The sequence below is a fragment of the Mycetohabitans sp. B46 genome, from assembly GCF_037389205.1.
Classification (GTDB): Bacteria; Pseudomonadota; Gammaproteobacteria; order Burkholderiales; family Burkholderiaceae; genus Mycetohabitans.
Genome location: NZ_JADBGL010000003.1, coordinates 205,989 through 218,770 on the forward strand (window position 1 = coordinate 205,989; position 12,782 = coordinate 218,770).

At 63.6% G+C, this 12,782-nt stretch carries 12 protein-coding genes; 10 read left to right on the forward strand and 2 right to left on the reverse strand.

The annotated features are described in order from the left end of the window. Positions 1–25: 25 nt before the first annotated feature. A complete protein-coding gene (aceF, locus tag IHE30_RS04965; protein ID WP_337689306.1) occupies positions 26–1,678 on the forward strand; it encodes a dihydrolipoyllysine-residue acetyltransferase in 1,653 nt (550 codons plus the stop codon). Between the two features lie 43 nt (positions 1,679–1,721). After that, positions 1,722–3,563 (forward strand): dihydrolipoyl dehydrogenase, encoded by a 1,842-nt coding sequence (gene lpdA, locus IHE30_RS04970; RefSeq protein ID WP_337689307.1) that lies wholly within the window; start codon positions 1,722–1,724, stop codon positions 3,561–3,563. 174 nt (positions 3,564–3,737) lie between these two features. Here lpdA and IHE30_RS04975 read toward each other — a convergent pair whose 3' ends face one another. Continuing rightward, positions 3,738–4,304 (reverse strand): phasin family protein, encoded by a 567-nt coding sequence (locus IHE30_RS04975; protein WP_337689308.1) that lies wholly within the window; start codon positions 4,302–4,304, stop codon positions 3,738–3,740. Between the two features lie 518 nt (positions 4,305–4,822). Between IHE30_RS04975 and pbpG the strand changes: the two genes are divergently transcribed. Further along, positions 4,823–5,992, forward strand: coding sequence for a D-alanyl-D-alanine endopeptidase (gene pbpG, locus IHE30_RS04980; RefSeq protein WP_337689309.1), 1,170 nt, complete (start codon positions 4,823–4,825; stop codon positions 5,990–5,992). 112 nt (positions 5,993–6,104) lie between these two features. Here pbpG and IHE30_RS04985 read toward each other — a convergent pair whose 3' ends face one another. Continuing rightward, on the reverse strand, positions 6,105–6,905 hold the full coding sequence (locus tag IHE30_RS04985; protein ID WP_337689404.1) for an IclR family transcriptional regulator: 801 nt from the start codon (positions 6,903–6,905) through the stop codon (positions 6,105–6,107). Positions 6,906–7,323: 418 nt separating this feature from the next. Between IHE30_RS04985 and IHE30_RS04990 the strand changes: the two genes are divergently transcribed. From IHE30_RS04990 to hscB, 7 genes are all read left to right on the forward strand, one after another. Beyond that, positions 7,324–8,505, forward strand: coding sequence for an enoyl-CoA hydratase/isomerase family protein (locus tag IHE30_RS04990; protein ID WP_337689310.1), 1,182 nt, complete (start codon positions 7,324–7,326; stop codon positions 8,503–8,505). 294 nt (positions 8,506–8,799) lie between these two features. Then, the gene (locus tag IHE30_RS04995; RefSeq protein ID WP_337689311.1) at positions 8,800–9,282 is read left to right on the forward strand and encodes a low molecular weight protein-tyrosine-phosphatase; all 483 of its coding nucleotides are present in this window, start codon (positions 8,800–8,802) and stop codon (positions 9,280–9,282) included. 148 nt (positions 9,283–9,430) lie between these two features. After that, positions 9,431–9,961: a Fe-S cluster assembly transcriptional regulator IscR gene (iscR, locus tag IHE30_RS05000; protein WP_337689312.1), complete on the forward strand. Its 531-nt coding sequence runs from the start codon at positions 9,431–9,433 to the stop codon at positions 9,959–9,961. A gap of 56 nt (positions 9,962–10,017) precedes the next feature. Beyond that, complete coding sequence (locus IHE30_RS05005) at positions 10,018–11,241, forward strand: IscS subfamily cysteine desulfurase (protein WP_337689313.1); 1,224 nt, start codon at positions 10,018–10,020, stop codon at positions 11,239–11,241. A gap of 44 nt (positions 11,242–11,285) precedes the next feature. Beyond that, the gene (gene iscU, locus IHE30_RS05010) at positions 11,286–11,711 is read left to right on the forward strand and encodes a Fe-S cluster assembly scaffold IscU (protein ID WP_337689314.1); all 426 of its coding nucleotides are present in this window, start codon (positions 11,286–11,288) and stop codon (positions 11,709–11,711) included. 95 nt (positions 11,712–11,806) lie between these two features. After that, a complete protein-coding gene (gene iscA / locus IHE30_RS05015) occupies positions 11,807–12,130 on the forward strand; it encodes an iron-sulfur cluster assembly protein IscA (protein WP_104077248.1) in 324 nt (107 codons plus the stop codon). A 90-nt stretch (positions 12,131–12,220) separates the two neighbouring features. Next, positions 12,221–12,751: a Fe-S protein assembly co-chaperone HscB gene (hscB, locus tag IHE30_RS05020; protein WP_337689315.1), complete on the forward strand. Its 531-nt coding sequence runs from the start codon at positions 12,221–12,223 to the stop codon at positions 12,749–12,751. The last annotated feature ends 31 nt before the right edge of the window (positions 12,752–12,782 follow it).

Consider the following 12,782-nt stretch of genomic DNA (forward strand, 5'->3'; position numbering starts at 1 on the left):
CGCGTGGCTGATGGAGACAAAATCAATGAGTGAAGCGATCGAAGTGAAGGTGCCGGACATCGGCGACTACCAGGACGTGCCGGTGATCGATGTGCTGGTCAAGCCGGGCGATGCCGTTGAGCCGGAACAATCGCTGGTCACGCTCGAGTCGGACAAAGCGACGATGGATGTGCCGAGCCCGAGCGCCGGCGTCGTCAAAGAAGTGAAGGTCAAGCAGGGCGATACGGTCTCCAAAGGGTCGCTGATCGTGATTCTCGATTGCGCGAGCGGCGCCTCGTCGCCTAGCGGTCACGGTGCGGCTCCGGACTCAGCCCGGGTCACATCGCCTGCCGCGTCGGGTAGCACCGGCGGCGGTATCCGCGAGGTCAAGGTCCCCGATATCGGTGACTACCAGGACGTGCCGGTGATCGAAGTGCATGTGAAGGTGGGCGACGTCGTCGAGCCGGAGCAATCGCTGATCACGCTCGAGTCGGATAAGGCGACGATAGACGTGCCGAGCCCGGCCGCTGGCAGGGTGAAGGCATTGAAAGTCAACGTTGGCGACACGATATCGGAAGGCACGCTGATCGTCGTGCTGGAGAGCGCCGATGACGTGGCTTCTGAGCAGGCGCCACCCGAGCCGCCCGCGCAGCCGGCTACGGCGTCCAGGTCAGCCGAGCAGTCTTCGGATCTGCCGGTTGCGCCAGCGCCGGCCAGTGGCGCTGGCGAACCGTCGGCGCTGGCGCCGGCGCCGGCGATCCCGATTGCTGGCGAACACCGCGCCAGTCACGCGAGCCCGTCAGTGCGTAAGTTCGCGCGCGAGCTGGGTGTCGAGGTCGCGCGCGTGCCGGGCACGGGCCCGAAGGGTCGGATCACGCGCGAGGATGTGACCGCTTATGTGAAGGGCGTGATGACCGGACAGCGTGGCGTGCCCGCGGGCAGGGCCGCCGCATCGGGTGGCGCGGGGCTAGACCTGCTGCCCTGGCCGAAGGTCGACTTTGCGAAGTTCGGCCCGGTGCAGACCAAGCCGCTGTCGAGGATCAAGAAGATCTCCGGCGCGAACCTGCATCGCAACTGGGTCATGATCCCGCACGTGACGAACAACGATGAAGCCGATATTACCGAGCTTGAGACGTTGCGCGTACAACTGAACAAGGAAAACGAGAAAGCGGGCATCAAGGTGACCATGCTCGCGTTCGTGATCAAGGCGGTTGTCGCCGCGCTGAAGCAGTTCCCGACCTTCAACACCAGCCTGGACGGCGACAACCTGGTGTTCAAGCAGTATTTCAACATTGGCTTTGCGGCCGATACGCCGAACGGGCTCGTCGTGCCGGTGCTCAAGGACGCTGACCACAAGGGTGTGCTCGACATCGCGAAGGAAACCGCGGAACTGGCGAGACTGGCTCGTGAAGGCAAGCTGAAGCCAGACCAGATGCAGGGCGGCTCGATCTCGATCTCGTCGCTTGGCGGCATCGGCGGCACGCATTTCACGCCGATCATCAATGCACCGGAAGTGGCGATCCTCGGCCTGTCCAAGAGCGCTTACAAGCCGGTCTGGGATGGCAAGCAATTTGTCCCGCGGTTGATGCTGCCGCTGTCACTATCGTACGACCATCGCGTGATCGACGGTGCACAGGCCGCGCGCTTCAACGCGTACCTGGGCCAGATCCTCGCGGATTTTCGCCGCGTGATGCTGTGATTGGACGATATCAACCCGTTGCGCGAACAAGAAGGGGACGTGGATGAGTCTCGTTGAAGTGAAAGTGCCCGACATCGGCGATTGCAAGGACGTCAGCGTGATCGAGGTATGGGTCCAGCCTGGCGAGACGATCGACAAGGAGCAGTCGCTGTTGACGCTGGAAAGCGACAAGGCGTCGATGGAGGTGCCGAGCGACTACGCTGGCACCGTAAAGGAGGTCAAGGTCAAGGCTGGCGACAAGGTGTCCGAGGGCACCGTGATCGCGATCGTGGAGGCTGCCGCCCAGGCGGGTGCCGACGGCGGTCACGTCGCGGCGCGACCGCCGGTTGCGTCTGTCCCGGCCTCCACGTCGGCGTCTACGTCGGCGTCGACATCGTCCGCCGCGTCAGACGCGCGGGCGGCGACCGCGTCGCCGCCGACGTCGGGACAGTCGCCAGCCTCGGGGGCGCCGGCTGCGGTCTATCGTGGCAGCGTCGACATCGAATGTGATGTGCTGGTGCTCGGTGCCGGCCCGGGTGGGTATTCGGCTGCATTTCGCGCCGCTGACCTCGGCCTGAAAACCGTGCTCGTCGAGCGCTACTCAACACTGGGCGGCGTTTGCCTGAATGTTGGATGCATTCCGTCGAAGGCGTTGCTGCACACCGCCGCCGTCGTGGACGAGGCGGCGGCGCTGGCAGCGCATGGGATCACGCTCGGCAAGCCGCAGATCGATTTGGGCAAGCTGCGCGAGTTCAAGAGCGGCGTGGTGCGTAAGCTCACGACCGGGCTCGCCGGCATGGCCAAGGCGCGCAAGGTGCAGGTGGTGACCGGTGCCGGGGCGTTCGTCGATCCTTATCATCTCGAGGTGCAGGCCGACGGCGGCAAGCAGATCGTGCGGTTCAAGCAGGCGATCATCGCAGCCGGCTCGCAAGCCGTGAAACTGCCGTTCCTGCCCGACGACGCACGCGTCATCGACTCCACCGGTGCGTTGGCACTGCCGCAAATCCCGCAGCGGATGCTGGTGATCGGCGGCGGAATTATCGGGCTCGAGATGGCCACCGTGTATTCGACGCTCGGTGCGAGCATCGACGTGGTCGAGATGCTCGATGGCTTGATGCAAGGCGCGGACCGGGACCTCGTCAAAGTATGGGAGAAGTTCAACGCGAAGCGCTTCGCAAACGTGATGCTGAAGACCAGGACCACGGCTGCCGAGGCTAAGCCGGACGGCATCTATGTGAGCTTCGAAGGCGAGCATGCGCCAACGGGTGCGCAGCGCTACGACTTGGTGCTTGTCGCAGTCGGGCGCAGTCCGAACGGCAAGCGCATTGGCGCCGAGCGTGCCGGCGTTGCGGTGACCGAGCGCGGTTTCATCGACGTCGATAAGCAGATGCGTACCAACGTGCCGCACATCTACGCGATTGGCGATATCGTGGGTCAGCCGATGCTCGCGCACAAGGCGGTCCACGAAGGGCATGTGGCAGCGCAGGCTGCCGCCGGCGAAAAATCCTACTTCGATGCGCTGCAAATTCCTTCGGTGGCATACACCGACCCCGAGGTCGCATGGGCCGGTAAGACAGAGACGCAACTGAAGGCTGAAGGCGTCCAGTACGGCAAGGCCGTGTTTCCGTGGGCCGCCTCCGGACGTGCGATTGCGAACGGCCGGGACGAGGGCTTCACGAAGTTGCTGTTCGATGAGCAGACCCATCGCGTGATTGGCGGGGGTATCGTTGGGCGCAATGCGGGCGATCTGATCAGCGAAATTTGCCTGGCCGTGGAAATGGGCGCGGACGCGACGGATATCGGCAAGACGATTCATCCGCACCCGACGCTCGGCGAATCGGTTGGGATGGCCGCGGAACTGTACGAGGGCGTCTGCACCGATCTGCCGCCGCAGCGCAAGAAGTAACGCGAGCCGTTGCCGCCGGTTCGCGGCAAGCGCGTGCAAGGCCGTGGAGGCGTGTTCAGTTGGCCTTCGCTATGTCTCGTCGAGGTGCCGGCACATTCAACGGTGTAGCATGGGCACATGCATTGCACCGTCGCCTTGGGTGGGGCTGGCCCCATGACGCCGAGCTGGTAGCCGTTATTTCTTTGCGGCGCGCGATGTCTGGGCAGCCGCCTGCTGAGCAGCCTTCGACGCAGCGGCGGCAGCGGCGTTGAAGTTGCTTTCGGCGATCTCAACCGCCTGCTTCGCGGCCTTTTGCACCGTTTCGTACGTCGTGTTCGCGGCGGTAATCGCCGACTTCCACACCGAGACGGCGGTTTCTGAGCCAGCCGGTGCGTTCTTCGCGACGTTGTCGACTAACGCCTGCACCATGCGGCTTTGCTCGTCGTACTGCGCTTCGGCAACGCGAACGAATTCGGCTTGTGTGGCCGACCCGATCTCGTACAGTTGACGGCCGTACGACAAAACCTTCTCCGCGGCAGGCTGCGCCAGGCTGGCTTGCAGCGACAACAGCTCCTGCGCATCCTTCACCGACAGCGCGCGGTGCGCTTTTTCCTGCGATTCGGCCAGTGTCGCCTTTGCCGATTGCAGGTTCAGTCCAACGAACTTTTCGACGCTTTCAAACGCTTTGTTCGTCAGACCAAACCACGTTTCCAGATGCGCCTTCTGGGCGGCAACGATTTGCTCCGGGGTCAACAGATTCATGCTTGCGCTCCTGATCCGACCCTGGCGGGGCCGCTGGTGAGGGGGAAAGGCCGCCGCGCTGTTGTGCAGCGCAGCATAGTGCACATTGTAGAAGCGGCTTCACGCGTGTCAAGCATTTTTTGTGCAATGCACAAATTAGGCTTCGGCTTAGTAAACAAGGGGTTAGCCACACAAGACGACGGGGCATCGCGGCTGGTGCAGCCGGCTCAATGCAGCGTCTCAGCACACTGCGCTTTGCCTGGTCGGGGCGTACAGGCACCGTCGTGCGTCAATGTCGGGAACGCCTGGGTCGTTGATTGGCCTTAGCCAACTATTATTAGGTCGGAGGTAGATACCGCTCAGCGACGGTAGAGCGAATCGCCATGCACGCCTAATTACCGATTTCAATTACACTGTGACGCTCAATTGTCTCCCTTGAACGTCTTACAGAGGGCGGCTTCAGTATTGGCGATCAGTGCCTAGCATCGTTAATCATTCCGGGCTTGGCTACACCTTCGGAAAATTCGGTCATAATACGAATGAAAAGCTCCCTGTTTTCGTCGCTGAAAGGTATCCGTGTCGCTGTCATCGGCGTGGCGTTGTCCCTCGCCGGCTCGGTCGTACTAATGGCCGTGCTGGTCGCGCCGGCCAACGCGTATGCCGCCACCGCCGCGAAGGATGCGCGCGCATCCCGCGCGAGCCATGCTGCCGCCGGCAAAGTGGGCAAGGCGTTGGCCGCGAAGCGCGTGTCCAAGGCTCAGCAGACCCGCGCTGCGCGCTCGAGCAAGGTGGCGCGGCAGGCCGCCGCGCAGCCGTCGAAACGGCGTGTGTCGGCGCGCCTGGGGAGGCACACGCACCATGCGGCGGTACGCCGGGTCGCGTACCAACCCAGGCCCGTGCTGGGGGCGTTCACGCTGCGGTCCGACGGCAGCGTAGCCTTGCGCTCGACGGTGGGCTTCATGGTGGACCAACACACCGGCGAGATACTGTACGACAAGAACTCGGCGTCAGTCGTGCCGATCGCGTCGATCACGAAGCTGATGACCGCGATGATTGTGCTGGATTCGAAGGCGCCGCTCACTGAGAGGCTGACGGTGACCGACGAGGACCGCGACTACGAGAAGGGCACCGGTTCCCGGTTGTCGATCGGCTCGACATTGTCGCGTGAGGATATGCTGCACATTGCGCTGATGGCCTCAGAGAATCGCGCCGCCGCGGCGCTGTCGCGCTACTATCCCGGCGGCCGGCCCGGGTTCATCGCGGCGATGAACCGCAAGGCCGCCGAATTGGGCATGGCGCAAACCCATTTCCAGAACGCGACCGGCCTGACGTCGCAGAATGTATCCAGCGCGCGCGACCTCGTGAAGATGGTCAATGCGGCGTATCAGTATCCGCTGATCCGCCAGTTCTCGACTGACCGCAGCTACGATGTATTCACTGGCAAGCGCACACTCGCCTATAACAGCACGAACGCCCTAGTGCGCAACGCTTCGTGGGACATCGGGTTGCAAAAAACTGGCTTCATCAACGAGGCCGGCGAATGCCTGGTCATGCAGGCGACGATCCATGGTCGGCCCGTGATCATGGTATTGCTGGACTCGTTCGGCAAGTATTCTCGTTTTGCCGATGCGCAACGGTTGCGCAATTGGATGGACACTGGCGGAGTGCAACGCGTGACGAGCGCACAGACTAACGGCGCCGGCACCTAAACCGCACCCGTGCGCTGGTGTGCGGCCAATCCGCGCCCTGGCGCTGGCCTGGCCGGCGCGCGCGGGTCCCTCGTCCGCTGGTGATCCCGGGCGGACGGCGGGACCATTCATTTCATGCGGCGGCGGCCGTGGTGGCGTTCGCCGGCGGCTGGTACCCGAGCGCCTGTGAAATTTGCAGCGCGGTGTGGGTGAGTTGCGCGATCCATGCGTCTTGCAAGCGGTCCGCCGGTGCGGACAGTGACAGGCCCGCCACCAGTTTCGAGCTGTCGTCATAGATGCCGGCTGCGATACATCGCACGCCCAGTTCCAGTTCCTCATTGTCACGGGCGCACGCTTGATGGCGTACGTGCGCCAGTTCGCGCTCTAGCTTGGCGAGGTCCGTGATGCTGTTCTGCGTATGGCCGGCTAGCCCGGTGCGCGTCGCGTAGGCGCGCACGCGCGATGCTTCGTCCGCGGCTAGAAACAGCTTGCCGACGGACGTCAGGTGCAGCGGCGCGCGGCCGCCGATTGCGCGGACCACCTGCATGCCGGAGCGCTCCGAATAGGCGCGCTCGATATAGACGATTTCGTCGCTTTGCCGAACAGAGAGGTTCACCGTTTGCCCCGTGAGCCGGTGCAGTTCACGCATCGGGCCGAGCGCGGCGTCGCGCACCGACAACCTGGCTTTCACCAGATTGCCCAACTCGAGCAGGCGCATGCCTAGGCGATACGTGCCGGGATCTGAGCGATCGACGAGCCGGCACGTTACCATGTCGTTCAGAATCCGATGGGCGGTCGACGGATGGAGCGCGGTGCGTTGCGCGAGATCCTTGAGACTGACAGGATCGCTATGCGCGGCGAGTGCGTCGAGCAGCCGCATCATCCGGTCGATTACCTGGATCGAGGTCTTGGCTTCTGCGTTCAGGTCGCTCATCATGGATGCCGCTATGCTGCAGTAGGAGTTCGATTGTATCTCGTATTGTGAAAGGTGCGAACAGGGTGATATGGGCCGCTTAACGATCTTTTCGCATCTCGCGGGAATCCGCTCGTAGCCTGCCCCCGAGCGGCGCGCGCAGATGCGGTTTGGGCGCGAGGCGCACGGACTCGAGCAGTATGACTACGTGGTGGTGCCGTCAGGCTTGTGCGGCGGCATGATCAAGGTGAACGACAAGCGAGGTACAGCGGAGGGTGATGGCACGTCTAGCGACCGGATAACCAGGAAGAGACAACAACGCTTCGTGTCGACAACAACGCTTCGTGCCGCTGCTCGATGGGCCGGACCCGCGCGAGGGTGCCGGGGTATTTTTTAAAGAACGCGCGCCGCGCTGGTCAGCGTGACGCGGGGAGGGGCTATGACTCTAGGAGCGCTTGCAGCGGGCAGGGTTGAGGTTGCCGCCGGAGTGCGGCGTGATGGACCCGTCGATGCACCGGTGACAGCCGAGCATTTACGTTATCAGGTGATCAACCGGGTGGCGCTCGTGACGCTGAATCGTCCCGATGCGCTGAACGCGCTGTCGCATTCGATGGTGCGCACGCTGGCACAATGGGTCGAGCAATGTCGGGCGGACGAACGGATTTTGGCGCTAGTGCTGCGCGGTGCCGGCGACAAGGGCTTTTGCGCGGGCGGCGATGTGCGGGCACTGTACCGGCTGGCGAGTGCCGGCGAGCGCGTGTGGCAAGCGTTCTTCATTGACGAATATCGGCTCGATTTCGCGCTGCATCATTTCCCCAAGCCCGTGGTGGCGCTAATGGACGGCATTACGATGGGCGGCGGGATGGGGTTGGCGCAGGGTGCCTCGCTGCGGATCGCCACCCAACGTAGTCGGATCGCGATGCCGGAAACGCGAATCGGTTTCGTGCCGGACGTGGGGGCTACGCGATTTCTGGCCGTGATGCCGGTGGAGTTGGAATTGTATGTTGGATTGACCGGCGTGACGCTTAGCGGGGCCGATGCACAGCGGCTTGGATTGGCCGATCGGCTGGTTGACGCCGATGCGTTGCGCGATGTCGACGTGCGACTGCGTGAGGTGGACACCGCCGACATCGATCGTGCGCTAAAGCAGGTGTTTGGCGGCCCGGGTCCCGAGCCGGGGCAGGCATGCAGTACCGTGGACGATTGGCATGCGCTAGCCGTGCGTCATTTCAATCCTCGCCACTCGGTTGAGCAGATCGTTGCGTCGCTGCGCGGCCATCTGTCGGCCGGTCCCTGCGAAGCCGAGCGCGCATGGCTCGGCGCGACCCTCGATGCGCTGACCGCCTATTCCCCCACCATGCTCAACGTCACGCGGCAGGCGTTGCTGCGGGGACGTCACATGACGCTGGCTGAATGCCTGCGGATGGAACTGGCAATTGCCACACAGGCGATCGACGGCGGCGACTTCTGCGAAGGGGTGCGGGCGCACCTGATTGACAAGGACAAGCGGCCGCGCTGGGCGCCGGCCACGCTGGCCGAGGTCTGCGAAGAGCGTGTCGCTGCGATGCTGCGCTCGCCGTGGCACGCCGACGCGCATCCGCTGGCCGACCTGCACGGCTGAGCCGCTCAACTCACGCATTGCGCACGCCGCCGCGGCGCCTGCTCAAGGCCAGTGTGCGTATCCGCCTGGCGGGCTCTTCCGTGCGGGGCGGCGCGCCGGCTCGGTCCGCTCAGCCAAGGGCGGTGCAATGCGGAGTGGGCGCGTGCCGTGTCCTATCGGCTCATCGATGGCGGGCCTATGCCCAGGCGTGTCGGGCGGCCCGGGTGCGACGCGGCAATCGTGTCTATCAGCACGAGCATCCGGCACGAGCATGGATTCCAGCGTAGAATTGCGGCGCTCCGAATATTCAAACTCATGAAAACCGTCGCGCTGCTTTTCGTCTGCCTTGGCAACATCTGCCGTTCCCCCACCGCCGAAGCGGTGATGCGCGCCAAGGTACACGAGGTCGGGCTGGCCGACACGATCCACTTGGACTCGGCCGGCACTGGCGATTGGCACGTGGGTGCCGCGCCTGATCCCCGGGCGTGCCGCGCCGCGATGTCGCGGGGTTACGCGTTGGACGCGTTGCGCGCCCGGCAGGTCAGCGCCAGCGATTTTGCACGTTTCGATTTGCTGCTCGCGATGGATCACGACAACGCCGCCGAGCTGCGGCGCCGCTGCCCGACCGAGCATGGGCATAAGATCCGCCTGCTGATGGAGTTTGCCCGCCGTCACGATACCGACGTAGTCGCCGATCCTTATTTCGGTGGCCACGAGGGCTTCGAGCGCGTGCTTGACGAAGTCGAGGACGCGTGCGACGGCTTGCTCGCGCAGTTGCGGCATCGCTACGCGATCTAGGCGGCACGGAGCGCGCGCCGACGGCGACGCGCGTTGTCGCATGGGGCCGCGCGCGGTCCTGGCCCTGGCCGCGGTAGGGGTACTTGACTAAAATGCTAGGATATTTATACTTGATAAAAATTGTCGAGAATTACGGGTGCCCCACACCATGAGACTCACTACAAAAGGTCGCTTCGCCGTTACCGCGATGATCGACTTGGCGCTGCGCCAAGAGCAGGGCCCCGTGACGCTCGCGGGCATTAGCCAGCGGCAGCGGATCTCGCTGTCCTATTTGGAGCAGCTGTTTGGCAAGTTGCGCCGACACGAAATCGTCGAGTCGGTGCGTGGACCGGGCGGCGGCTACCATCTTGCGCGCCGCGCCGACGAGGTGACCGTAGCCGACATCATTATCGCTGTTGACGAGCCGCTGGACGCGACGCAGTGCGGTGGCAAGGGAACGTGCGAGGGCACCAAGCAGCCAGGCGGCCATTGCATGACGCATGAATTGTGGTCGACGCTAAACCAGAAGATGGTCGAGTACCTCGATTCCGTGTCGCTGCAAGACTTGGTTGACCAACAGCGCTCGCGCGAGAGTGCAGCGCCGGTGCGACTTGACCGGCGAGGCGAACCGGTCGCGCCGGACACGGTCCGCGTCGGGCCGAAAGGACCGAATTCCGTGTTCAATATCGCGCAGTCCTGAGCAGACGGCGACGCGACACACGTATTGGCAGCAGACACAGACATGCGGAGCCCCCTATGAAAAATCCCCCGTTCCACTTGCCCATCTACATGGACTACAGCGCGACGACGCCCGTTGACCCGCGCGTGGCGGATAAGATGATCCCGTACCTGCGCGAGCAATTTGGCAACCCGGCCTCGCGCAGCCATGCGTATGGCTGGGAAGCCGAGCGCGCAGTCGAGCAGGCGCGCGAGCAGGTGGCCGCGCTAGTCAACGCCGATCCGCGCGAGATCATTTGGACCTCGGGCGCGACCGAGTCGAACAACCTGGCGCTGAAGGGCGCGGCGAATTTTTATCGCAGCAAGGGCAAGCACATCGTCACGGTGAAGACCGAGCACAAGGCCGTGCTCGACACCGCGCGCGAACTGGAGCGGCAGGGCTTCGAGGTGACGTACCTGGACGTACGTGACAATGGCCTGCTCGACCTGGAGGCATTGAGCGCGGCGCTGCGGCCGGACACGATTCTCGTGTCGGTGATGCATGTGAACAACGAGATTGGCGTGATCCAGGATATCGCGGCGATCGGCGAGATCTGCCGGCAAAAAGGGATCGTGTTCCACGTTGACGCCGCGCAGGCGACCGGCAAGGTCGAAATTGACCTGCAGAAGCTGAAGGTCGACCTGATGTCGTTTTCCGCGCACAAGACCTATGGGCCGAAGGGGATCGGTGCGCTGTATGTGCGGCGCAAGCCGCGCGTGCGGATCGAGGCGCAGATGCACGGTGGCGGCCATGAGCGGGGGATGCGCTCCGGCACGCTCGCCGCCCATCAGATCGTGGGCATGGGCGAGGCGTTCCGGCTGGCCCGCGAGGAAATGGCCACCGAGAACGAGCGGGTGCGGATGCTGCGCGACCGCTTGCTCGACGGCCTGCTGCGGATCGACGAAGTCTACGTGAACGGCGACATGCATGCGCGCGTGCCGCACAACCTGAACGTGAGCTTCAACTTCGTTGAGGGCGAGTCTTTGATCATGGCGGTCAAGGACGTCGCGGTATCGTCCGGCTCCGCCTGCACGTCCGCGTCGCTGGAGCCGTCGTATGTGCTGCGTGCGCTAGGCCGTAACGACGAATTGGCGCATAGCTCGATCCGCTTCACGGTGGGGCGCTTCACGACCGAGCAGGAAGTGGACTACGTGATTGAGTTGTTGAACAACAAGATTGCGAAGCTGCGCGAGCTTTCGCCGCTGTGGGAAATGCATCAGGAAGGGATCGACCTGTCGTCGATCCAATGGGCTGCGCATTGAGCGCGACGGCTTGAACCTCTACGGACACAGCAAGGAGTACTGCAATGGCTTATAGCGACAAGGTTCTGGACCACTATGAAAACCCGCGCAATGTCGGGTCGTTTGCGAAGGACGACGACGCGGTCGGCACGGGCATGGTCGGCGCGCCGGCGTGCGGCGACGTGATGAAGCTGCAAATCCGGGTCGGCGCGGATGGGGTCATCGAGGATGCGAAGTTTAAGACCTATGGCTGCGGCTCTGCGATCGCGTCCAGTTCGCTGGTGACAGAATGGGTCAAGGGCAAGACGCTGGACCAGGCGCTCTCGATCAAGAACACCCAGATCGCCGAGGAGTTGGCGCTGCCGCCGGTGAAGATCCACTGCTCGATCCTGGCGGAAGATGCGATTAAGGCGGCGGTGGCCGACTACAAGCAGCGACGTGTGGCGGTGGCCGACAAACCTGCTATCCAGGCGGGCGAAGCGGCGGCTTGACCGTCGCGGGGAGTCGCTTGACCGGCCGACTCGGCCGGTCAAGGGCGGCAGTGGGCGAACCGACCAATGACGGCCGGCTGGACCGGCGAACGAAGATGGCGATCACTTTGACGGAAAAAGCGGCGCAGCATGTGCAGAAGTATCTGACGCGCCGTGGCAAGGGCATCGGGCTGCGGCTCGGTGTGCGCACGACTGGCTGCTCGGGCCTGGCGTACAAGCTCGAATACGTCGATGAGCTAGACTCGGGCGACATGGTGTTCGAGAGCCATGGGATCAAGGTCATCGTCGATCCGAAGAGCCTGGCGTACATCGACGGCACAGAACTGGATTTCGCTCGCGAAGGGCTCAATGAGGGGTTCCGGTTTAACAACCCGAACGTGAAGGACGAATGTGGATGCGGCGAGTCGTTCCGCGTCTGATTCGTCGCATGTTGCCTTTGTGTCTTTGGCGCCATTGGCGCATTCCGTCCGCGCCACCGCATAGTGGGGCGCCAGTTGTGATTCCCGACCATGCGTTCGCTGACTCAAAACCACTTCGAATTGTTCCAGTTGCCCGAGCGTTTCGAGTTGGACGCGCGTGCGCTCGATCATGCCTATCGCGCCGTGCAGACGCAGGTGCATCCGGACCGTTTCGCTTCGGCCGGTGACGCGCAAAAGCGCATTGCGATGCAATGGGCGACGCGGGCGAACGAGGCATACCGAACACTGAAGTCGCCGCTGCAACGCGCGACCTACCTGTTGCACCTGCGTGGCATCGATGTCGGCGCGGAAAACAACACCGCGATGGAACCGGCGTTCCTGATGCAGCAAATGGAATGGCGCGAGCGGACCGAGGATGCCGCTGCGGCGCGCAATGTCGATGCGCTGCAGGCGCTGCTGCGTGAGTTGCGGGATGAGCAATCGACACGGCTCGCGCGGCTCGGCGAATGGCTCGATTCCAATGCGGACCAGCCGGCGGCCGAAGCCGTGCGCCAGTTGATGTTCATCGAGCGGGTCGCACACGAAATCGACGCACAGATCGACAAATTGGAGGCGGCGTGAAGCCTGCCGCCCGATGCGAGGCGCGCTCGTC

What these genes read in the sequence shown, in the direction of transcription:
- IHE30_RS04975 (WP_337689308.1), bottom strand. Translation starts at nt 4,304, where the DNA reads ATGAATCTGTTGACCCCGGAGCAAATCGTTGCCGCCCAGAAGGCGCAT.
- IHE30_RS05005 (WP_337689313.1), top strand. Translation starts at nt 10,018, where the DNA reads ATGAAAAATCCCCCGTTCCACTTGCCCATCTACATGGACTACAGCGCG.
- lpdA (WP_337689307.1), top strand. Translation starts at nt 1,722, where the DNA reads ATGAGTCTCGTTGAAGTGAAAGTGCCCGACATCGGCGATTGCAAGGAC.
- IHE30_RS04990 (WP_337689310.1), top strand. Translation starts at nt 7,324, where the DNA reads ATGACTCTAGGAGCGCTTGCAGCGGGCAGGGTTGAGGTTGCCGCCGGA.
- IHE30_RS04995 (WP_337689311.1), top strand. Translation starts at nt 8,800, where the DNA reads ATGAAAACCGTCGCGCTGCTTTTCGTCTGCCTTGGCAACATCTGCCGT.
- hscB (WP_337689315.1), top strand. Translation starts at nt 12,221, where the DNA reads ATGCGTTCGCTGACTCAAAACCACTTCGAATTGTTCCAGTTGCCCGAG.
- iscR (WP_337689312.1), top strand. Translation starts at nt 9,431, where the DNA reads ATGAGACTCACTACAAAAGGTCGCTTCGCCGTTACCGCGATGATCGAC.
- aceF (WP_337689306.1), top strand. Translation starts at nt 26, where the DNA reads ATGAGTGAAGCGATCGAAGTGAAGGTGCCGGACATCGGCGACTACCAG.
- iscU (WP_337689314.1), top strand. Translation starts at nt 11,286, where the DNA reads ATGGCTTATAGCGACAAGGTTCTGGACCACTATGAAAACCCGCGCAAT.
- iscA (WP_104077248.1), top strand. Translation starts at nt 11,807, where the DNA reads ATGGCGATCACTTTGACGGAAAAAGCGGCGCAGCATGTGCAGAAGTAT.
- pbpG (WP_337689309.1), top strand. Translation starts at nt 4,823, where the DNA reads ATGAAAAGCTCCCTGTTTTCGTCGCTGAAAGGTATCCGTGTCGCTGTC.
- IHE30_RS04985 (WP_337689404.1), bottom strand. Translation starts at nt 6,905, where the DNA reads ATGAGCGACCTGAACGCAGAAGCCAAGACCTCGATCCAGGTAATCGAC.